At 75.1% G+C, this 24,206-nt stretch carries 1 protein-coding gene; it reads right to left on the reverse strand.

Annotated elements, in window-relative coordinates; all coding sequences use genetic code 11:
• Position 1: 1 nt before the first annotated feature.
• Positions 2-24,145 (reverse strand): non-ribosomal peptide synthase/polyketide synthase, encoded by a 24,144-nt coding sequence (locus IG94_RS0131020; RefSeq protein WP_078892494.1) that lies wholly within the window; start codon positions 24,143-24,145, stop codon positions 2-4.
• Positions 24,146-24,206: the final 61 nt, after the last annotated feature.

Raw genomic sequence — 24,206 nt, forward strand, 5'->3', positions numbered from 1 at the left:
GTCAGTCCTCCTGATCGGTGGGGCGGGTGGGGCTGGAAGGGTCGGACGGGTGGGACAGGTGGGTTGTACGGGAGGGACGGGAGACGTCGGCCGACTGGGTGTCGCCGGTGGTGTTGTCGGTGGTGTCGCCGGTGGCCTCCGCCAGGCGGGCGGCCAGGACCGGGCCGATCTGGGCCAGTGAGCCGGCCTCGGTCATCCTGTTGTGGCGGGTGGTGATCTCGTGCGACTCGATCCGGCCTCCGATGTACGGGCGCCAGGTCGCGGGGCCGGCGTCGTTGCCCTCCCGGTCGAGGGTCGAGTTGAACAGGAGCAGGTCGCCGTCGAACTCGGCGGGGACGAAGTCGACCGCCAGCTTCGCGTTGTTGATCATGATGTGGACGATCACCTCGATCTGCTGCTCCGTCAGGCCCTGGAGCGCGCTGCCCCGCCGGTTCAGGACCTCGGCGACCTCGGCGTAGGTCAGGTCCCGGTCGCCCAGTTCGTCCGGGTCGACGTCGAGGACGCCGACGAGCACGTCCCGTTCGGTGGGCACGGGTGCCTCCTCGAACCGCACGTCCTTCACCGGGTAGGCGTCGAGGACGGCCAGCAGTGCGGTCCGCTCGCCGCGCGCCCGCAGTTCGCAGGCGAGCGCGTGGGCGATCAGCCCGCCGGCGGACCAGCCGAGCAGCAGGTAGGGGCCCTGGGGCTGGATCTTGCGGATCTGGTCGGCGTAGTCGGCGGCCATCTCCTCGAAGGACGCCGGCAGGGGTTCGGGGCGGCCGAGGCCGCGTGCCTGGATGGCGTAGACCGGGTGCTGGGGGCCGATGTGGTTCAGGAGCCCGCTGTACGACCAGCTGATGCCGCCGCCGGGGTGGACGCAGAACAGCGGCGTGCCGGTCCCGGTCGACCGCAGCGGCAGCACCACGTCCAGCGCGTCGGCGGGGTCGTCCATGACCAGGCGTTCGCTGAGACCGGCCACGGTCGGTGCCTCGAACAGCATGCGCAGGCCCAGCTCCAGGCCGAGGGTCTCGCGGACGCGGGAGGCCAGGCGGGCGGCGAGCAGCGAGTGCCCGCCCAGGTCGAAGAAGTTGTCGTCGATGTGCACCTGTTCCCGGCCGAGGGCCTCCGCGAAGAGGTCGCACAGCAGTTGCTCCCGCGGCGTCCGGGGTCCGCGTCCGGCGCCCGTCGTCCCGTACTCGGGGGCGGGCAGGGCGGTCCGGTCCAGCTTGCCGTTGGCGGTCAGCGGCAGCGCGTCCAGCACAACGAACGCCGACGGCACCATGTAGTCCGGCAGTTCGCGGCGCAGGCGCCCGGCGAGCCGGGCCGCCTCGGGCGCTCCCCCGGGGGCGGGTACCAGGTAGGCGACGAGGCGCTTGTCGCCGGGGCGGTCCTCGCGGGCGACGACGGCCGCCTGGGCGACGCCCGGGGAAGCGGCGAGGATCGCCTCGATCTCGCCGGGCTCGATCCGCAGACCGCGGAGCTTGACCTGGTGGTCGGTGCGTCCGGCGAACTCCAGCGTGCCCCCGGCCGCCCACCGCGCGAGGTCGCCGGTGCGGTACATCCGGCTTCCGGGCGGCCCGTACGGGTCGGCGGTGAAGCGCTCCGCCGTCAGGCCGGCCCGGCCGAGGTAGCCCCGGGCCACGCCCGTCCCCGCGAGGTACAGCTCGCCCACCAGGCCGGTGGGCACCGGTCGCAGGCGGTCGTCGAGGACGTAGGCGCGCATGTTCGCCATCGGCGCGCCGATCGGCACGGTCGCGGCGTGCTCGGGGAGGTCGTGCACCGGGTGGGAGGTGGCCAGGGTGGTGGCCTCGGTGGGCCCGTAGCCGTTGACCACCTCGGTGCCGGGGCAGGCCGCGAGGACCCGGGCGACGGCGGCCGGGGAGACCACGTCGCCGCCGGTCCACACCTCGCGCACCCCGGCGAGCAGGCCGGGCCGCTCCTCGGCGACCAGGCGGAACAGGCCGGCGGTCAGCCAGAGCCCGGTGACGCCGTGCGTGCCGACGGTGTGCTGCAGCAGGTCCAGGTCGAGCCGTTCGGGCGGTGCGACCACCACCGTGCCGCCGTTCAGCAGCGGCACCCACAGCTCGTAGGTCGAGAGGTCGAAGGCGGTCGGGGAGTGCATCAGCACCCGCTCGTGTCCGCCCCGGCGCCATTCGGGGCTGCACGCGAGGCCCACGACGTCGCGGTGGGTGACGGCCACGCCCTTGGGCCTGCCGGTCGAGCCGGAGGTGTACATCACGTACGCCAACTGCTGCTGGTCGCTCGGTACTTCCACGGCGGACGGGTCGGTCTCGCCCTCGGTCAGCGCGGTCAGGACGTCCGCGGTGAGCACCAGCGCCACCCCGGCCTCCTGGAGGATCAGGTCGATCCTGGACTGCGGGAAGCGCGAGTCGAGGGGGACGTAGGCGCCGCCGGCCTTGGTGATCGCCAGGAGCGCCGTGACCAGGTCGGCGGAGCGGTCGAGGAGCACCGCGACGGGCGTTTCGGGCCGTACGCCCCGGCGGACCAGTGCCCGGGCGAGGCGGTTGGACCGCTGGTCGAGCTGCCGGTAGGTCAGCTCGGTGGCGCCCGCCACGACGGCCACCGCGTCCGGGGTGGCGCGCACCCGGCGGGCGAACAGCTCCGGCAGCGCTTCGCCGGGCAGTTCGACCGCGGCGCCGCTCGACGCGGCCAGCAGCCGGCCGAGTTCGCCGTCCGTCAGGACGTCGATCCGGCCGATCGGCCGGGCGGGGTCGGCGACCGCCGCGCGCAGCAGCCGGGCGAAGCGGGCGAAGAGCAGCTCCACGGTGGCCGGGTCGAACAGGTCGGTTGCGTACTCCACGGCGCCGACGAGGCCGTCGGGCCCGCCGTCGGCACGGAACTGCTCGGCCAGGCTGAACGTCAGGTCGACGCGTGAGGTCCCGGTCGACGCCTCCAGGTGGCAGGTGGACAGGCCCGGCAGCGCGAACTCCCCCACCGGCGCGTTCTGCAGGGCCAGCATGACCTGGAACAGGGGGTGGTGCGACAGCGAACGGGCCGGGTTGACCACCTCGACCAGGTACTCGAACGGCACGTCCTGGTGGTCGTACGCGGCGAGCGCCTTCTGCCGCACCCGGCCGAGCAGTTCGGCGAAGCCGGGGTCGCCGCTCGTGTCGGTGCGCAGCACCAGCGTGTTCACGAAGAAGCCGACCAGATCGTCCAGCGCCTGGTCGGTGCGGCCGGCGACGGGGCTGCCGACCGGGATGTCCGTACCGGCGCCGAGCCGGGTGAGCAGCGCGGCGAGGCCGGTCTGGAGCACCATGAACATGCTGGCACCCTGCGCGGCCGCCAGGTCACGCAGCGCCCGGTGCAGTTCGGCGTCGAGTCCGACCACGACCCGGCCGCCCCGCTGGGAGGCCACCGGCGGCCTGGGCCGGTCGGCGGGCAGCTCCACCTGTTGGGGGATTCCCGCGAGTTCGTCCTTCCAGTAGGCCAGTTGCCGGGCGAACAGGCTGTCCGGGTCGCCGGTGTCGCCGAGCAGGTCGCGTTGCCAGCAGGTGTAGTCGGCGTACTGCACCGGCAGCGGCGCCCACTGCGGCGCCTCGCCCCGGCAGCGTGCCGTGTAGGCGGTCGCGAGGTCGCCGGAGAGCGGCCCCATCGACCAGCCGTCGGCGGCGATGTGGTGCACGACGACCAGCAGTACGTGCCGGTCGGGTGCGAGCGCGTACAGCTCGGCCCGGAGGGGTGGCTCGGCCGCCAGGTCGAAGCCCCGGCGTGCGGTGTCGGCCAGCCGTCCGGCCAGGCGGTCCTCGTCGAGGTCGGTCAACGGCAGCTCGGGGTGCGCCTGTTCGGCGCTCAGTACCACCTGGTGGGGTACGCCGTCCGTCTCGCGGAAGACGGTCCGCAGGCTCTCGTGCCGGGCGATCACGTCCGCGAGTGCCGCGTGCAGGGCGGGGCGGTCGAGTGGGCCGGTCAGGCTCAGCGCGAGCGGCATGTTGTAGGTGGCGCCCGGCCCGTCCATGCGGTGCAGGAACCACAGGCGGCGCTGGGCGAAGGACGGCTCGACGCGGTCGGGTCGCGGCCGGGCGGTCAGCGCGGGCCGTGCCGTGCCGGAGCCGTCGAGGCGGGCCGCGAGTCCGGCCGCCGTCGGCGTCTCGAACAGCGTGCGGACTTCGAGCTCCGCGCCGAGGGCGGCGCGGACCCGGGAGGCCAGCCGGGTCGCCAGCAGCGAGTGGCCGCCGAGGTCGAAGAAGCTGTCGTCGACGCCGACCTGGGCGAGGCCGAGCACTTCGGCGAACAGCTCGGTGAGAAGCTGCTCCTGGGGGCTGCGCGGCGCCCGCCCGGCCGCGGCCGGACCGGCGTCGGGTGCGGGCAGGGCACGGCGGTCGAGCTTGCCGGCGGCCGTCAGCGGCAGTGTCTCCAGTGCCACGAAGGCCGACGGGATCAGGTAGTCCGGCAGTCGCCCGGGCAGCCACGCGCGGAGTTCGCCGATGAGGGCGCCGGTGCCCCGGCCGCCGGTCGGGCGGTTGGTCAGCGACGACAGGGGCCGGCCGGAGGGGAGGCCGGACCGGTACGCCTCGACCGGCAAGCCGCCGTGCCGTGTGCACGGGTCGGCGAAGACGACGTCCAGGGCGTCGGCCGCGGCGGCCGACCAGGTGACGGCCACCCGGCGGTCGAACTCCGCCCCGAGGTCCCGGAAGTCCTCCGGGTCGGGCGGGCCGCTCTCCTGCGGGCCGTGGAGTCGCTCCAGCAGCTCGGGGAGCGGGGTATCGCCGTTCTGCACGGACCGCGCCAGGGCGGACTCCCCCGCCACGCGGCGGTTCGGGACCCCGGTGACCCGCAGCGAGTCCGCGGGCGGCAGCCCGGCGAGCAGGTCGCGCAGTTCGTCGAGCCCGGTGACCCGCCGGCCCCACTCCAGCTCGGCGAGGCGGCCGGGCGCGGCAGGGGTGACGGGCGGCTTGTGCAGCGTCACGTCGTAGCGGTGGCGGGTCAGTTCGTTGTGGTGGCGGCCGCACTTGACCTCGATGCTCACCGCGCCCACGTCCGCACCGTGCTCCCGCAGGACGGTGAAGAAGTCCGGGTCGACCAGGAGTTCCTTCTCCACCCTGACGGCCTGCTCGACCGCCCGGCGCACCGCCGCGAGGTCGCCGTCGTCGCCGGTGCGGTGCAACTGGACCGCGGTGGCCAGCGGGCGCAGCAGCCGCAGGTTGCGGACGTCGCCGACGAACAGCGTGCCGCCGGGCGCGAGGAGCCGCATCAGCTTCCCGATCACCTCGGCCAGGTAGTCGGCGGACGGGAAGTACTGCACGACCGAGTTGACGACGACGGTGTCGAAGTGCCCGGCCGGCAGGCCGTCGGTGTCGTGCGCCGGGCGGGTGTGCAGCACGACCCGGTCGGCGAGGTCGTCCCGGCGGGCGACCTGGGCGGTCAGCGCGTCGATCGCCGTGGCGGAGAAGTCCGTCGCCCAGTAGGTCTCGCAGTGCGGTGCGACCTGCGAGAGCAGCAGTCCGGTTCCGACGCCGACCTCCAGCACCCGGCGGGGGCGCAGGGCGAGGATGCGGTCCACGGTGGCGTCCCGCCACTCCCGCATCTGCTCGACCGGGATCGGGTCCGCGTCGTAACTGCTGTTCCAGCCGACGAAGTTCTGGCCGAAGTCGGCCTCCCCGGGGGCGATGGGCAGGGCGTCGTAGATGTCCTGCCACTCGCTCACGTGGTCCGTTTCCAGGTGGCTGTCCCGGTCCTCGTCCCGGCGCGGGACGACGTAGCCGACAAGCCGGTCTCCCTGGGCGAGGACGGCGGCGCGGTCCACGCCGGGGTGTTCGGACAGGGCCGCCTCGACCTCGCCCGGTTCCACCCGGAAGCCGCGCACCTTGACCTGGTCGTCGGCGCGGCCGGCGTACTCCAGTTGCCCGTCGCCCAGCCAGCGGACCAGGTCGCCGGTGCGGTACATCCGCTCACCGGCCCCGAACGGGCAGGCGACGAACCGTCCGGCGGTCAGGCCCGGCCGGTTCAGATAGCCGCGCGCCAGTCCCGCGCCCGCGACGTACAGCTCCCCCACCACGCCGGGCGGCACCGGCCGCAGCCTCGCGTCGAGGACGTACACCCGGGTGTTGGCGATCGGGCGGCCGATCGGCGGCACACCCGCCCCCGGGGACAGGGCGTCGCTCATGGTGGCGCACACCGTGGTCTCGGTCGGGCCGTAGGCGTTGACCATCCGGCGCCCGGCGGCCCAGCGGTCCACCAGCTCCGGCGGGCACGCCTCGCCCGCCACCACGAGCGTCGGCACCCGCACCGAGCCCTCCGGCACGGCGGCGAGGACGGACGGCGGCACGGTCGCGTGGGTGACCCCGAGGTCCGGGTCGGTCAGCGCGGCGACCGGGTCCGCCGCCGGGGGCAGCACCAGGGCGGCGCCGCGCAGCAGGGCGGTGAAGATCTCCGACACCGAGGCGTCGAAGCTGGGCGAGGCGAACTGGAGCACCCGGCTGGCGGGTTCGATCGCGAAGCGCTCGATCTGCGCGGCGACCAGGCTCGCGACACCGCCGTGGCCGACCACGACGCCCTTGGGGCGGCCGGTCGAGCCCGAGGTGTAGATGACGTAGGCCGGGTGCCGGACGTCGAGCGCGACCGCGGGGTCGGTCCCGGGCCACGCGGACACCTCGGTCACCAGCGCCGGGTCGTCGACCGTCAGGGCCGGGCGGGCGTCGTCGAGCATGTACGCGATCCGCGCCCGCGGGTACGCCGGGTCCACGGGCAGGTAGGCGGCCCCGGACTTCAGTACGCCGAGGACGGCCACCACGGACTCCACGGAGCGTGGCAGGGCGACGGCCACCGTCTGCTCCGGGCCGACGCCCCGGGCGATCAGCGCGTGCGCGAACCGGTTCGCGCACGCGTTCAGCTGCCCGTACGTCAGCTCGTCGCCGCCGCACACCAGCGCGACCGCGTCCGGTGTCGCGGCCACCCGCGCCTCGAAGGCCCGCGGCACCGGGACGGCCGCCACCTCGCGGGCGGTCTCGTTGCCCTGCTCCAGCAACCGGTGCCGCTCGTCCGCGTCGAGGAGGCCGATCTCGCCGATCGGCCGGTCCGGGTCCGCGGTGACCGCCTCCAGAAGGCGCGTCCAGCGCCCGGCGAGCGCCTCGACCGTCGAGCGGTCGAACAGGTCGGTGGCGTACTCCACCGCGCCGGCGATCCCCGCCGGACTGCCGTCGGGGGCGTACTGCTCGACGAGGCTCACGCCGAGGTCGAACTTGGCGGTCCGGGTGTCCACCGCGTAGGTGGCGACGTCCAGGCCCGGCAGGGAGAACCGGCCCATCGGCGCGTTCTGCACGGCCAGGATGGTCTGGAAGAGCGGGTGGTGGGAGAGGGACCTGGCCGGGTTCAGCACCTCCACCAGGTGCTCGAAGGGCACGTCCTGGTGCGCGTACGCCGACAGCGCCGTCTCCCGCACCCGCCCCAGCAGCTCGGTGAAGCTCGGGTCGCCGCTCGTGTCGGTGCGCAGCACCAGCGTGTTCACGAAGAAGCCGACCAGATCGTCCAGCGCCTCGTCGGTGCGCCCGGCGATCGGGCTGCCGATGGGGATGTCCGTCCCGGCGCCCAGGCGCGTGTACAGCGCCGACAGCGCCGCCTGCAGCACCATGAACAGGCTCGCGCCCGAGCCGCGGGCCAGTTCCAGCAGGGCCGCGTGCAGGTCGGGGCCCAGTTCCAGGCCGACGTGGTCTCCGTGCCGGCCGGCCACGGCCGGCCTGGGCCGGTCGGTGGGCAGTCGGATCAGCTCCGGCAGACCGGACAGTTGACGCCGCCAGTAGTCGAGCTGCTCGGCGAACCGGCTGCCGGGATCGTCGGCGTCGCCGAGCAGCTCGCGCTGCCACAGCGTGTAGTCCGCGTACTGCACCGGCAGGGCGCGCCACCGCGGTGCGCGGCCCCCGCACCGGGCGGTGTACGCCTCGGCCAGGTCGCGCGCCAGCGGGCCGGTCGACCAGCCGTCACCGGCGATGTGGTGCATCACGAGGAGCAGCACGTGCTCGTCCGGCGCGAGTGCGAACAGCTCCGCCCGCAGCGGTGCCTCGTCCTCCAGGTCGAACGGCAGCCGGGCGAACTCGGCCAGCCGCTCGAACAGTTGGGCCTGCGCCACTCCGATCAGCCGGGTCCGGGGCCGGGTTTTGGCCGGGTCGCGGACGAGCTGCCGGGGTACGCCGCCGACCTCGGGGAACACCGTCCGCAGGGTCTCGTGCCGGGCCACCACGTCGGCCAGCGCCTCGTCCAGCGCGGCCCGGTCGAGGGTCCCCGTCAGCCGGAGCGCCAGCGGGATGTGGTAGGTCGCGGCGGCACCGTCCATGCGGTGCAGGAACCACAGGCGGCGCTGGGCGAAGGACAGGGGCACCGCCTCGGGCCGCTCCCGTGCGGTCAGTGCCGGACGGACGCGGCCGGACCCGGCCAGCGCCCCGGCCAGGCCCTCCGCGGTGGGCGCCTGGAACAGCGCGCGCAGCCCCAGTTCCACGCCGAGCACCGAGCGCACCCGCGCGGCCAGCCGGGTGGCGAGCAGCGAGTGCCCGCCCAGGTCGAAGAAGTTCTCGTCGGCCCCGACCCGCGGCACGCCCAGCACTTCCGCGAACAGCTCGCACAGGACCTGCTCCTGCGGCGTGCGCGGCAACCGCCCGCCGGCGGCCGGACCCGGCCCGGGGACGGGCAGCGCCGCCCGGTCCAGCTTCCCGTTCGGCGTCAGCGGCAACCCGTCGAGCAGCACGAACGCCGACGGCACCAGGTAGTCGGGCAGCCGGTCACGCAGGTACGCCGCCAGCTCCGAGCGGCGGACGGGGGCGTCGGGGCGGCCCGGGACGGCATAGCCGACGAGGCGGTCGTCCCGGGCGAGGACGGCGGCCCCGGCGACGTCCGGGTGTTCGGCCAACACCGCCTCGACCTCGCCGAGTTCGATGCGGAAGCCGCGTACCTTGACCTGGTCATCGGCCCGGCCGACGTAGTCCAGTTCCCCGTCGGTCCGGCGGCGCACCACGTCGCCGGTGCGGTACATCCGCGTACCCGCCGGGCCGAACGGGCAGCCGACGAACCGCCCGGCCGTCAGCGCGGGCCGGTTCAGGTATCCGCGTGCGAGACCGGGACCGGCGACGTACAGCTCCCCCGCCACCCCCGGCGGCACGAGGCGCAGTTGCTCGTCGAGGACGTACACCCGCGAGCCCGCGAACGGCCGGCCGATGGGCGGCGCGCCCGTCCCCGGGGACAGCGGGGCGCTCATGGTGGCGCACACGGTCGTCTCCGTCGGGCCGTACGCGTTGAACATCCGCCTGCCCGGCGCCCACCTGGCCACCAGCTCGGGCGTGCAGGCCTCGCCCGCCACCACCAGGGTGGTGGCCGTGAGGCCGGTGCTCTCCACCGCGGCCAGGGCCGAGGGCGGCAGGGTCACATGGGTGATGCCGAGCCGCCGGTCCGCCAGGGCGGGCAGCGGGTCCTCGGACGGTGCCAGGACGAGGGCGGCGCCGGTGAGCACGGCCCCGCACAGGTCCCAGAAGGACGCGTCGAAGCTCGGCGAGGCGCACTGGAGCACCCGGCTGCCAGGCGCCAGCCCGAGCCGCTCGGCCTGCGCCGCCACCAGGCCCGACACGCCGGTGTGGCTCACCACCACGCCCTTGGGGCGGCCCGTCGAACCCGAGGTGTAGATGACGTACGCCGGGTGCCGGGCGTCCACCGCGAGGTCCGGATCGGTCTCCGGCCGGCCGGACGTCCCGGTCACCGCGGCCGGGTCGTCGACCACCACGGCCGGCCGCGCGTCCTCCAGCATGAAGGCGACGCGTGCCGCCGGGTACGCCGGGTCCACCGGCAGGTACGCGGCTCCGGCCTTCAGTACGCCGAGGACGGCCACCACCGACTCCACCGACCGCGGCAGCGCCACCGCCACGACCTGCTCCGGGCCGACGCCCCGGGCGATCAGCGCGTGCGCGAACCGGTTCGCCCGGGCGTTCAGCTGACCGTACGTCAGCTCGTCGTCGCCGCACACCAGCGCCACCGCGTCCGGGACGGCCGCCACCCGCGCCGAGAACAGCCCGGTCAGGCTCGGCCCGGCCGCCTCGTGCCCGACGGCGGGCAGCAGCGCGCGGCGCTCCTCGGCGGACAGCAGGTCGATCCCGCCGATCGGCCGGTCGGGCGCGGCGGCGACGGCGGCCAGCAGCCTGGTCCACCGGGCGACCAGTGTCTCGACCGTCGAGCGGTCGAACAGGTCGGTGCTGTACTCGACCGCACCGCTGAGCCCCGCCGGAGCGCCGTCCGCCCCGTGCTCCTCGGCGAATCCGAAGGTCAGGTCGAGCCGTGCGGTCCCGGTGAGCACGGGCACGCCGGAGACCCGCAGGCCCGGCAGTTCGAAGTCGCCGCCCGGCGCGTTCTGCACGACCAGCCCGGTCTGGAAGAGCGGGTGGTGCGACAGGGACCTGGCCGGGTTCAGCGCTTCCACCAGGTGCTCGAAGGGCACGTCCTGGTGCGCGTACGCCGACAGCGCCGTCTCCCGCACCCGCCCCAGCAGCTCGGTGAAACCCGGGTCGCCGCTCGTGTCGGTGCGCAGCACCAGCGTGTTGATGAAGAAGCCGACCAGATCGTCCAGCGCCTCGTCGGTGCGCCCGGCGACGGGGCTCCCGATCGCGATGTCCGTTCCCGCGCCCAAGCGGGTGTACAGCGCGGCGAGGGCGGCCTGCAGCACCATGAACAGGGTCGCGCCCGAGCGGCGCGCCATCTCAAGGAGTGCCGTGTGCAGTTCGCGGTCGATCCGGATTTCCAGCAGGTCGCCGCCGTACGACATGGTGGCCGGTCGCGGCCGGTCGGCGGGCAGCCGCACCTGCTCGGGCAGCCCGGTCAGCGCCTGCCTCCAGTAGGCGACCTGGCGGGCGAACACGCTGTCCTCGTCGTGCTCGTCGCCGAGGATCTCGTGCTGCCACAGGGTGTAGTCGCCGTACGTCACCGGCAGCGGCGGCCAGGCCGGCGGCCCGCCGGCCCGCCGGGTGGTGTAGGCGGTGGCCAGGTCACGGGCGAGCGGGCCCATGGACCAGCCGTCCCCGACGATGTGGTGCATCACGAGCAGCAGCACGTGCTCGTCCGGCGCGAGCGCGAACAGCTCGGCCCGCAGCGGTACTTCCGACGTCAGGTCGAAGGCCCGCACCGCCGCCTCGTGCAGCAGGGCGGGCATCTCCGCCTCGCCGGCCGCGCGTACGGTCAGCGGGACGGGGGCCTCGGTCGGCTCCACCACGCGCTGGCGCGGGATGCCGGCGGTGTGCGGGAAGACGGTGCGCAGGGTCTCGTGCCGGGCCACCACGTCGGCCAGCGCGTCGCCCAGCGCGGCCCGGTCGAGGGTGCCGGAGAGGCGCAGCGCGAGCGGCATGTGGTAGGTGGCGCTGGGCGCGCCGAACCGCTGGAGGAACCAGAGCCTGCGCTGGGCGAACGACAGGGGCATGGGATCGCGGCGCGGGCGGGGGATCAGGGGCTGCCGTGCCGTACCGGCACCGTGCAGTCCGGCGGCCAGGCCGGCGGGCGTCGGCGTCCGGAACAGGGTGCGCAGTTCCAGCTCGACGCCGAGGGTCGCCCGGACCCGCGAGACCAGCCGGGTGGCGAGGAGGGAGTGCCCGCCCAGTTCGAAGAAGCCGTCGTCGGCCCCGACCCCGGCTACGCCCAGTACCTCGGCGAACAGCTCGCACAGGATCTGCTCCTGCGGGGTGCGCGGCAACCGCGTGGCGACGGCCGCGGCCGGCTCGGGCGCGGGCAGCGCCGCCCGGTCCAGCTTCCCGTTCGGCGTCAGCGGCAACCCGTCGAGCAGCACGAACGCCGACGGCACCAGGTGGTCGGGCAACCGGTCACGCAGGTACGCCGCCAGCTCCGCGACGGTCACCCCGGTCCCGGCCAGGGGGACCGCGTACGCGACGAGCCGGTCCTGCGGGGCGAGCACCGCGACCCGGGCGACCGCCGGGTGCGTGGCCAGCTCGGCCTCGATCTCGCCCGGCTCGACGCGGAATCCGCGGACCTTGACCTGGTGGTCCGCCCGGCCCGCGAACTCCAGCTCGCCGTCGGGGCGGCGGCGGGCCAGGTCGCCGGTGCGGTACATCAGCGCGCCGGCCGGGCCGTGGGGGTCGGCGACGAACCGCTCGGCGGTGAGGCCGGGGCGGTTCAGGTAGCCGCGGGCGAGTCCCGCCCCGGCGAGGTACAGCTCGCCGAGGACACCGGGGGCGACCGGCTGGAGGGCCGCGTCCAGCACGTAGGCACGGCAGTTGGTGATCGGGCGGCCGATCGGCACCGGCAGCGGGCAGTCGGCGGGGCCGGCCGGCAGCGGGTAGGCGGTGATCACGTGGGTCTCGGCGGGGCCGTAGTGGTTGTGCAGCTCCCTGCCCGGCCGCCGGTCCCGGAAGCGGCGTACGACGGCGCCGAGCCGCATCGCCTCGCCGGCCTGCGCGATCAGCCGCAGCTCCGGCAGCGCGAGACCGGCCTCCTCGGCCGCCTCGGCCAGTGCCTCGACCACCAGGTTGGGCGCGAACAGCTCCTCGACCCGGTGCCGTTCCAGCCAGCGGGCGAACAGTTCGGCACTGCGGCGCTGCTCCTCGGTCGGCACCACCAGGGTCTTTCCGTACAGCAGCGCGGAGAGGGTCTCCTGCACCGAGACGTCGAAGCTGGTCGCGGTGAACTGCGCGGTACGCGTGCCGGGTCCGCCGCCCACGGAGCCGTGGTGCCACGCCAGCAGGTTCAGCAGCCCGGCGGTGGGCATCACCACGGCCTTGGGCCTGCCGGTGGAGCCCGAGGTGTAGATGACGTAGGCGGGATGGCGTGCGTCCACGGCGACGGCCGGATCGTGCTCCGGCAGTTCCCCGTCCGGCGCGACGGCCCGGGGGTCGTCGAGCACCACGGCGGGCCGCGCGTCGTCCAGCATGTACGCGATACGGGCGGCCGGGTAGTCCGGGTCGACCGGAAGGTACGCCGCGCCCGTCTTGAGTACGGCGAGGACGGCGACCGGCAGCTCGGCGGAGCGGGGCAGCCGCAGGGCCACGATCCGTTCCGGCCCCGCCCCGCGCGCGATCAGGGCGTGCGCGAGGCGGTTGGCCCGCCGGTTCAGCTCCCGGTAGGTCAGCACGGTGTCCTCGAACACCACCGCGGGAGCCTCGGGGGTCGACCGGGCCTGCGCCTCGAACAGCGCGGGCAGGCCGGTGCCGGGGACCGGGCGGGCGGTCGCGTCGCCGCCCGTGCCGAGCAGTTCGCGCCGCTCCTCGGCGGTGAGGACGCCGATCCGGCTCAGCGGCCGGTCCGGCTCGGCGACCGCCGACGCCAGCAGGCGCAGCCAGCGGGCGACCAGTGTCTCCACCGTGGCGGGGTCGAAGAGGTCGGTGCTGTACTCGACCCGTCCGACGATGCCCTCGGCCGGGCCGCCGGTGCCGCCGCGCTCCAGCAGGTGGAAGCCGAGGTCGAACATCGTCGTGGGCGTCCGCACCAGGACGACCTCGGCCTCCAGACCGCTGAGGGCGAAGTCGGTGCGGGGCACGTTCTGCAGCGCGAGCAGCACCTGGAACAGCGGCTGGCGGGCAGGCGTCCGTGACGGGTTGAGGGCCTCGACGACGTGCTCGAAGGGCAGGTCCTGGTGCGCGTACGCGGCCAGCGCGTCCTCGCGGACCCGGCCGAGCAGCTCGGCGAAGGTCGGGTCGCCGCCGGTGTCCGTGCGGAGCACCAGGGTGTTGACGAAGAAGCCGACGAGGTCGTCCAGGGCCTGGTCGGTCCGTCCGGCGATCAGGCTGCCGACCGGGATGTCCTGCCCCGCGCCGAGCTTGTCGAGGAGCGCCGCCAGTCCGGCCTGCAGCACCATGTACACGCTGGCGCCGTGCTTCCGGCCCAGGCGGACGAGTCCGGCGTGCAGTTCGGCGTCCAGTTCGACGGCGAGGTGGCCGCCGGAGTGGGAGGGGGTCGCGGGGTGCGGGCGGTCGGCGGGGAGCCGGATCTGTTCCGGCAGGCCGGCCAGTCGCTCCGTCCAGTACGCCTGTTGCCGGGCGAACAGGCTGTCCTGGTCGGCCGGGTCGCCGAGCAGCTCCCGCTGCCACAGGGTGTAGTCGGCGTACTGCACGGGCAGCGGCGACCACCGCGGCTCCTCGCCCCGGCGGCGGGCCGCGTACGCGGTGGCCAGGTCGGCGGCGAGCGGGCCCAGTGACCAGCCGTCACCGGCGATGTGGTGCATCACCAGGAGCAGGACGTGCTCGTCCGCCGAGATGCTGAACACCTCGGCGCGCAGGGGCGGTGCGGCGGCGAGGTCGAATCCACGCGCCGCGGCCCGCGCCAGCAGTTCCGGCAGGGTCGCCGCGTCGGCCGGGGTGACCGGCAGCCCCGGGCGCGCCCGGGCGGTCTCCAGCACCCGCTGGTGGGGGGTGCCGTCCGCGGCCGGGAAGACGGTGCGCAGGGTCTCGTGCCGGTCGACGACGTCGCCCAGCGCCGCCTCGAGAGCCGGCAGGTCGAGGGGGCCCGTGAGCCGCCATGCGAGCGGCATGTTGTAGACCGAGTCGGCGCCCTCCAGCTGGCGCAGGAACCAGAGCCTGCGCTGGGCGGACGACAGCGGCACCGGTTCGGGCCGCTCCGCCCGTCCCAGGGCGAGCCGGGCCCGGTCCGCGCCGTCCAGCGCGGCGGCCAGCCCGGCCACGGTCGGGGTCCGGAACAGGGTGCGCAGCGCGAGTTCCACGCCCAGGGCCGTACGGACCCGGGCCACCAGCCGGGTGGCCAGCAGGGAGTGCCCGCCCAGGTCGAAGAAGTCGTCGTCGGCCCCGACCTCGGCCTGGCCGAGGACCTCGGCGAACAGCCCTGCCAGCACCTGTTCCCGGGGAGTGCGCGGGGCCCGGCCCGACCGTGTCGCGGTCGCCTCCGGCTCGGGCAGGGCGCGCCGGTCCAGTTTGCCGCCGGCGTTCAGCGGCAGGGCGTCGAGGAGGACGAACACGGCGGGCACCATGTAGTCGGGCAGCCGCTCGCGCAGATGCGTCCGCAGGTCCTCGGGCCGTGGCCGCGCCCCGGTCACGGGGACCGGGTAGGCGACCAGACGGGTGTCCCCCCGCCGGTCCTGCCGGACGACCGCGGCGGCCCGCGCGACCTGCGGGTGCTCCGCCAACGCCGCCTCGATCTCGCCGAGTTCGATCCGGAACCCCCGGACCTTGACCTGGTCGTCGGTACGGCCGAGGAACTCCAGGTTCCCGTCCGCGCCCCACCGCACCAGGTCGCCGGTGCGGTACATCCGGGTGCCGGCCGGTCCGAACCGGTCCGCGACGAAGCGTCCCGCGGTCGCGCCCGGCCGGTTCAGGTAGCCGCGCGCCAGCCCCGCACCGGCGATGTACAGCTCGCCCGGCACGCCGGCGGGCACCGGTTGCAGCGCGGCGTCGAGCACGTGCAGCCGGACGCCGCCGAGCGGGCGGCCGATGACCGGGTGCGGGCTCGCCCCGAGGGGCGCGCAGACCGCGTCCACCGTGCACTCGGCCGGCCCGTAGTAGTTCAGGGAGAGCACCGCGCCGGCCGACCGCAACCGCTCCCACAGCTGCTCGGGAACGGCTTCGCCGCCCAGTGCGACGAGCGACGGGCGCCACCGCGGATGGCTCAGCAGCCCGTGTTCCACGAGGACTTGCAGGTACGACGGTGTGCCGCCGACCGTGTCGAGACCGGCCCGCGCCGCGTGGTCGAGGTAGGCGTCGGGGTCGGTCCAGGTCGCCTCGTCCAGGACGTGCAGCTCGTGGCCCGCGTACAGGGCGAGCAACTGGTCGCAGGAGGCGTCGAAGGACACGGACGTGGTGAGCCCCACCCGCATCCGCTCCCCCGTCCGGTAGACCAGCGGAAGCTGGTTGGCGAACAGGTTGGACACGCCGCCGTGCGTCACGACCACGGCCTTGGGCCTGCCGGTGGAGCCGGAGGTGTAGATGACGTAGACGGGGTGGGCCGGTTCGACGGCGACGGCGGGGTCCGCCGACGGGCACCCCGCCACCAGCGCGGCCGTCTCCGGGTCGTCGGTCACCAGCCAGTCGGTGGAACCGGCCTCCGGCAGCCGGTCCCGGGTGCGGGTGTCGGTCACCGCCAGGACCGGCCGGGCGTCGTCGAGCATGTAGGCGATCCGGGCGGGCGGGTACCCGGGATCGACCGGCAGGTACGCCGCGCCGGTCTTGAGCACCGCGAGGAGGGCCACCACCAGCCCGGCCGACCTCGGCAGGGCCACCGCCACCAGCCGCTCCGGCCCCGCGCCCCGCGCGATCAGCGCGTGCGCCAGCCGGTTCGCCCGCGCGTCCAGCTCCGCGTACGTCAGTGACGCCTCCGGGCCCACCACCGCGACGGCGTCCGGAGTCGCGCGCACGTGGTCGCGGAAGAGTTCAGGCAGGCTGCCGGTGACGGCCCGGACGGCCGGGCCGGTGCCCAGCACCGTCAGCTCGCCCCGCTCCTCGTCGGTGAGCAGGCCGAACCGGCTGAGCCGCGACCGCGGGTCGGCGGCCACCGCGCGGAGCAGCCGGACCCAGCGGCCGAGCATCGTCTCGACGGTGGCCGGGTCGTACAGGTCGCCGGAGTACTCGACGGACCCGTCGAGCCCCGCCGGGGAGCCGTCCTGCGCATACCGCTCGGACAGGGTGAGGATCAGGTCGAGTTTGGCGGTCGTCGACGCCGACGGCAGGTCGGTGACGCGCAGACCGGGCGGTGCGAAGTCGGCGCCGGGTGCGTTCTGCAGCACCAGCATGACCTGGAACAGCGGGTGGTGCGCCAGCGACCGGGACGGGTTCAGCGCCTCCACCAGGTACTCGAAGGGCAGGTCCTGGTGCGCGTACCCGGCCAGGGCGGTCTCCCGGACGCGGCCCAGCAGTTCGGCGAAGGTGGGGTCGCCCGAGGTGTCGGTGCGGAAGACCAGGGTGTTGACGAAGTAGCCGACCAGCTCATCCTGCGCCTGGTCGGTCCGGCCCGCGACCGGGCTGCCGACCGGGATGTCGTCGCCCGCACCGAGCTTGCTCAGCAGCACCGCCAGGCCGGCCTGGAGCACCATGAACAGACTGGTGCCGTGCGCGCGCGCCGTCTCGCGCAGTGCGCGGTGGAGTTCGGCGTCCAGCTCGGCCCGCACGGAGCCGCCCCGGTGCGAGACGACGGCCGGGCGGGGCCTGTCCCCGGGCAGTTGGAGCTGCTCCGGCAGGCCGGCCAGCTGCCGGGTCCAGTAGGCCGCCTGGCGGGCGAACAGGCTGTCCCCGTCGGCGGCGTCACCGAGCAGCTCGTGCTGCCACAGGGTGTAGTCGGCGTACTGGACCGGCAGTTCGTCCCACTGCGGCGCCCCGCCCCGGCGGCGTGCCGCGTAGGCGGTGGTCAGTCCGTGCGCGAGCGGGCCGAGCGACCAGCCGTCGGCGGCGATGTGGTGGAGCACCACCTGGAACACGTGCTCGTCGGCCGCCAGCTCGAACAGCTCGGCGCGCAGGGGCACATCGGCGGCCAGGTCGAAGCGGCGGTGCTGCGCCTGCGCCATGGCGGCCGGCAGGTCGGCCTCGGTGGTCCGGGTCGCGCGGAGCCGCGGTCGGGCGGCCGCGGCGTCCAGGACTTCCTGGTGCGGCACGCCCTCCACCGTGGGGAAGACGGTGCGCAGGCTCTCGTGCCGCGCCACCACGTCCGCCACGGCGGCTTCCAGGGCCCGCCGGTCCAGGTCGCCGGACAGCCGCCAGGCCAGGGAGATGTGGTAGTTCGCGCCGTTCCCCTCCAGTTGGTGCAGGAACCACAGCCGCCGCTGTGCGAACGACAGCGGGACCGTCCGGGGGCGCTCGCGCCGCGCCAGGGCGGTCTGCGCCGGTCCGGCCGCCACCAGGGCGGCGGCCAGGCCGGCCGGGGTCGGTGCCTCGAACAGGGTGCGCAGCGGCATCTCCACGCCGAGCGTCGCGCGGACGCGGGCGGCCAGCCGGGTGGCGAGCAGGGAGTGCCCGCCCAGGTCGAAGAAGCCGTCCTCGACGCCGGCCGACGCCACCCCCAGGACCTCGGCGAACAGCTCGCAGAGGACCTGTTCCTGCGGGGTGCGCGGCGCGCGGGCGGTGGACGCGGCGGTGAGGTCGGGGGCGGGCAGTGCCCTTTGGTCCAGCTTCCCGTTGGCGGTCAGCGGCAGCGCGTCCAGCGCGACGAACGCCGACGGCACCATGTGCTCCGGCAACCGCTCGCGCAGGTGCGCGCGCAGAGCGGCCGGGTCCGGCGCGTCGGTCGCGACCGCGCTCGGCGTGTTCGCCGGGGCCGGGCGCGACACGTTCCCGGGGGCCGGGCTCGGTGTGTCACCCGGCGTCGGCACCAGGTAGGCGACCAGCCGGGTGTCGTCGGCCCGGTCCCGCCGGGCCAGGACGGCGACCTGGGCGACGCCGGGGTGCGCGGCCAGCGCCGCCTCGATCTCGCCCAGCTCGATCCGGAAGCCGCGCACCTTCACCTGCTGGTCGGCCCGGCCGACGTAGCGGAGGCCGCCGTCCGCCGCACGGCGCACCACGTCGCCGCTGCGGTACATCCGCGACCCCGGCGCCCCGAACGGGTCGGCCACGAACCGCCCGGCGGTCAGGCCGGGCCGGTCCAGGTAACCGCGTGCCAGGCCGGCGCCCGCGACGTACAGCTCGCCGGGCACGCCCGGGGCCACCGGCCACAGATGGGCGTCCAGGACGTACGTCCGCAGGTCCGCGAGGGCCGTGCCGACGTGGCCCGGAGCGGTCCCGGCCCGGTCGAGCGCCGCGTGTGTGACGTGCACCGTGGTCTCGGTGATGCCGTACATGTTGACCAGGCGCGGCGCGTCGTCCGGGTGCCGCTCGTACCAGTTCGCCAGCCGTGCGTGCTCCAGGGCCTCGCCCCCGAACACCACCGTGCGCAGCGCGAGTGGGCGGCCGGTCCCCGGGGACTCCGCGTCCGCCTGCATGAGCTGGTAGAACGCGGACGGCGTCTGGTTGAGCACGGTCACGCGTTCGCGGGCGAGGAGTTCCAGGAAGGCGCCGGGCGAGCGGCTGGTCCCGTGGTCCACGACCACCAGGCGGCCGCCGTGCAGCAGCGGGCCCCACAGCTCCCACACCGAGAAGTCGAAGGCGTAGGAGTGGAAGAGCGTCCAGACGTCGTCGGCGTTGAAGCCGAACAGCTTCTCGGTGGAGGTGAACAGCCGCACCACGTTCCGGTGCGGGACCACGACGCCCTTGGGCTCGCCGGTGGAGCCGGAGGTGTGGATGACGTAGGCGGCGTGGTCCGGGTCGAGCGGGACCTCCGGGTCCGTGTCCGGCAGCCCGTCCAGGTCGTCCGTGCCGTCCGTGCCGTCCGTGCCGTCGGTGTCCAGCAGCAGTCGCTCGACGCCGTCCGCGCCGGGCAGGTCGGCGAAACGGCTCGTGGTCACGAGGAGCGCGGGGCGGGCGTCCCGGAGCAGGTACGCGATCCGGGCGGCCGGGTAGTCCGGGTCCACCGGGAGGTAGGCGCCGCCCGCCTTCAGCACGGCGAGCACCGCCACGACCTGCTCGGCCGACCGCGGCAGGGCCAGCGCCACCCGCTGCTCCGGGCCCACCCCGCGGCCGATGAGGGCGTGCGCGAGCCGGTTGGCGCGGGCGTTCAACTCGGCGTATGTCCAGGTGACTTCGCCGTCAGTGAGGGCGGCGGCGGCCGGGGTCTCCCGCACCTGCCGCCGGAACAGCGCGGTCAGGGTGCTCGTCGAGGGTGCCCCGCTCCGGTCGACGGGCGTCGGGAGCAGCGCGCGCAGCTCTTCCGGGGAGACCACGTCCACCTGGCCGATTCTCCGGCCGGGGTCGGCGGCGAAGGCGCGCAGCAACCGCAGCCACCGCTCGACGATCCCGGCGACGGTGGCCCGGTCGAACAGGTCGGTGCTGTACTCCACCACGCCCGACAGACCGCCGCCGGCGGGCTGTTCGGCCAGGACGAAGGTCAGGTCGCACTTGGCCGTCCCGGTGGGGACCAGGTCGGTCGCCACCCGCAGCCGGGGCAGGTCGAAGGTGGCGAGGGGCGCGTTCTGCAACGTGAGCATGGTCTGGAACAGCGGGTGGTGCGCCAGCGACCGGGACGGGTTCAGCGCCTCCACCAGGTGCTCGAACGGCACGTCCTGGTGCGCGTACGCGGCCAGCGCCGTCTCCCGGACGCGGCCCAGCAGTTCGGTGAACGACGGGTCGCCGGAGAGGTCGGTGCGCAGCACCAGAGTGTTGACGAAGAGGCCGACCAGGTCGTCCGCGGCCTCGTCGGTGCGTCCGGCGATCGGGGTGCCCACGGGCACGTCGGTGCCCGCGCCCAGCTTGCCCAGCAGGGCGGCCAGAGCGGCCTGGAGCACCATGAAGAGGCTGGCCCCGCCGTCGCGGGCGAGGGCGCGCAGGCCGTCGTGGAGTCCGGCGTCGATCCGCACCGGCAGGTGGGCGCCCCGGTAGGACGTCGCGGCCGGGCGGGGCCGGTCGAACGGCAGCTCCACCTGCTCGGGAAGATGCGCCAACTGGCGGCGCCAGTAGCCGAGCTGGCCGTTCAGCAGGCTGTCCGGATCCGATCCGTCGCCCAGCAGCTCCCGCTGCCAGAGGGCGTAGTCGGCGTACTGGACGGGCAGCGGAGACCACTGCGGCTCGGCGCCCTCGGCCCGGGCCGCGTAGGCGGCGGTGAGGTCGCGCGCGAGCGGTCCCGTCGACCAGCCGTCGCCGGCGATGTGGTGCACCACGAGCAGCAGTACGTGCTCGTCGGGTGCCAGCCGGAGGAGTTCGGCGCGCAGCGGCGGCTCCCCGGCGAGGTCGAAGCCGTACCGGGCCGCCCGCGCCAGCCGTTCCGGCAGCTCGCGTTCGTCGAGGTCGGTGGTGCGCAGCCGGGGCCCGGCCCCGTCCGGGTCCAGCACCCGCTGGTACGGCACGCCGTCCACCGCGGGGAAGACGGTGCGCAGGCTCTCGTGCCGTGCCACCACGTCCGCCAGGGCGGTTTCCAGGGCCCGCCGGTCCAGGTCGCCGGAGAGCCGCAGGGTCAGCGGGATGTTGTAGGTGGCGCTCGGGCCCTCCATGCGGTGCAGGAACCACAACCGGCGCTGCGCGAAGGACAGCGGGACGGCGTCCGGCCGCTCGCGCGGTCCCAGGGCCGGGCGGGCCCGGCCCGCGACGTCCACCACCGCCGCCAGTTCCGCCGCCGTCGGGGCGTCGAAGAGGTCACCGAGCCGCAGTTCCACGCCGAGGGCCGAGCGGATCCGGGCGATCAGCCGGGTGGCCAGCAGGGAGTGCCCGCCGAGGTCGAAGAAGCTGTCGTCCGGCCCCGGTGCGGCCACTTGGAGCACCTCGGCGAACAGTCCGACGAGGAGGTGCTCGGTCGCGGTGCGCGGTGCGCGGCCCGGCGCGGCGGGCTCCTGCTCGGGCGCCGGCAGGGCCCGCCGGTCGAGCTTGCCGTTCGGGGTCAGCGGCAGCGCGTCGAGGAGCACGTAGGCGGCCGGGACCATCGGCCGGGGAAGCCGGTCCCGCAGGTGGTCGCGCAGGGCGGCGGTGGTCGGGGCGGCGCCCGGCTCCGGGACCGCGTAGGCGACCAGCCGGGGTTCCGTCCCGGTGCGTACCGCCACGGCGGCCCGGGAGACCTGCGGGTGCTCGGCGAGCACGGCCGCGATCTCGCCGGGTTCGGTCCGGAAGCCGCGGATCTTGATCTGGTCGTCGGTGCGGCCGAGGAACTCCAGGTTCCCGTCCGCGTTCCAGCGCACCAGGTCCCCGGTGCGGTACATCCGCGTCCCGCCCGGTCCGAACGGGTCGGCGACGAAACGCCCCGCGGTCGGTTCCGGCCGGTTCAGGTAGCCGCGGGCCAGCCCCGCGCCGGCGATGTACAGCTCACCCGCCGTACCGGCAGGCAGCGGCCGCAGGGCGCCGTCGAGTACGTACAGCCGGGCGTTGGTGACGGGCCGGCCGATCACCGGGCGCGGGCTCGAATCCAGTTGGGCCACCGCCGAGTTGACGGTGCATTCGGAGGGTCCGTAGAGGTTGAGGCAGGACACGCCCTCCGCCGCGCGCAGCCGCGCCCACAGCTCCTCCGGGACGGCCTCGCCGCCCGCGCCGATCAGCGCCGGGCGCCGCCGCGGGTCGTCCAGCAGCCCGTGGGCGACGAGCTCTTGGAGGTAGGACGGGGTGGCTTCGAGGTAGTCCAGTCCGCGGCGTGCCGCGTAACCGACGAGGGCGGCGGGGTCGGTCCAGGTGGCGTGGTCCAGGACGTGCAGCTCGTGGCCGCCGAAGAGGGCGAGCAGCTGGTTCCAGGAGGCGTCGAAGGAGACGGAGGTGGTGAGCGCCACCCGCAGCCGCTGCCGCGTCTTCATGACCGGCGCGAAGTGCGCCTGGAGGTCGGTGAGCAGGTCCAGCAGGCCGCCGTGGGTCGGCAGCACGCCCTTGGGCCGTCCGGTGGAGCCGGAGGTGTGGATGACGTACGCCGGCAGGCGCGGGTCGACGGCCACCGTCGGGTCGGCCGCCGGGCAGGCGGCCACCAGGGCGGCCGTCTCCGGGTCGTCGAGCACCAGCCGGTCGGCGGGCCCGGCCTCCGGCAGCCGGCCCTCGCCTCCGGAGTCCGTCACCAGCAGGGCCGGCCGGGTGTCGTCGAGCAGGTACGCGATCCGGGCGGCCGGGTACTCGGGGTCGACCGGCACGTACGCCGCCCCGGTCTTCAGCACCGCGAGGAGCGCCACCACCAGCTCCGCCGAGCGCGGCAGGGCCACGGCCACCAGCCGCTCCGGGCCCGCTCCCCGGCCGATCAGGGCGTGCGCCAGCCGGTTGGCCCGGGCGTCCAGTTCCGCGTACGTCAGCGACGTGTCGCCGCACACGAGCGCGACCAGGCCGGGAGTGGCCCGGACGTGTCCGCGGAACAGCTCCGGCAGGCTCGTGGCCGGGGCGGGCGCGACCGGCCCGGTGCCGAGCACCGTCAGTTCGTGGCGTTCCTCGGCGGTGAGCAGCTCGATCCGGCCCACCGGCTCGTCCTGGTCGCAGTCGGCGAGGGTGTCGAGGAGCGTGAGCAGCCGCTGCTGGTGGCCGGTCAGGTCGCCGGGGCCGTATGCCTGCGGCGAGCCGTGCAGCCGGAGCAGTGGCGGGCCTCCGTCCCGGTAGTCGAAGACCCAGACGGCGAGGTCGGTGGTCGAGCCGGACACGAAGTGGTGCACGGAGGCCGGGTGTCCGGCGAAGCTGGGCCGGGAGTTGAAGGCCATGATGTTGACGATCAGCGGGAACGCCGTCCCGATGCCGCCTGGGGCGCCGATGTCCCGCAGCAGGTCCTCGCTGCGGTAGCGCTCGTGCGCGACGGCCGTCTCGACCTCCCGCGCCGCCTGGGCGACCAGCTCGCGCCAGGGCATGTCCGGCCGGACCGTCAGCCGCAGCGGCACGACGTTGGACAGCGTGCCCGGCACCGCCGTCAGGTCGCGGTCGGCGCCGCGACGGGCGGTGACGGGCAGGGCGAGCACCACGTCCTGGTCGCCGGTCAGCCGGTGGGCGTAGAGCGCCGTCGCCGCGACCAGCAGCCGGGACCACCGCACGCCGGACCGTGCCGCTGCCGCCCGCAGCGCGTCCGGGCGGCGCAGTTCCCGCTCCCCGGCCAGGCGGAGGGGGCGGTGCGGGTCGGTCGCGGGGGTGGCGGTGAGGCGGGTCGGGGCGGGCAGGTCGGCGAAGCGTCCGGTCCAGTGGGCGCGGTCGGCTGCGAAGTCGGCGGAGGCGCGGTAGGCGGCGTCGCTGTCGACCAGGTCCCGCAGCGGGCCGAAGGGGCTGGGGGGTACGGCGCCGCCGCCGGCCAGTGCCGAGTACACCTCGCCGACCCGCTGCCGGAGCATGGAGCTGCTGATCGCGTCCAGCACCAGGTGGTGGTAGTTGAGGTACCAGAGGTACTCCGTCGGCGACGCCTTGATCAGCGCGTGGCCGAACAGCGGGTCGCGGGTGAGGTCCAGCGGGCGCTGCAGGTCCTGCTCCATCCAGGCCAGGGCCGCCGCGCGGGGGTCGGGTTCCCCGCCGAGGTCGAGGTGGGCCGGTGCCCAGTCCCAGCTCTCGCGGAGGATCTGGCGCGGTCCCTCGCCGTCGTCGGCGAAGGTGACGTGCAGGGCGTCGACCTCGTCGACCACCCGGCGCAGCGCCGTCTCGAACAGTTCCCGGTCCACCGGCCCGTGGATCTCCAGGCACTCGCCGACGCGGTAGCCCGCGATCGGTGTCCGGGAGCTCTGCTCGGCGAGCCAGATCTCGCGCTGGGCCGCTGTCAGGGGCAGGGCGTCACCGTCGCGACGGGACAGACGGGACATGGGGGTACCTCCGAGAGTGTGGGCAGGCATGGCGGCGGGGCACGCCGGAGCG

Source organism: Streptomyces olivaceus (assembly GCF_000721235.1).
GTDB classification, from domain to species: Bacteria; Actinomycetota; Actinomycetes; order Streptomycetales; family Streptomycetaceae; genus Streptomyces; species Streptomyces olivaceus.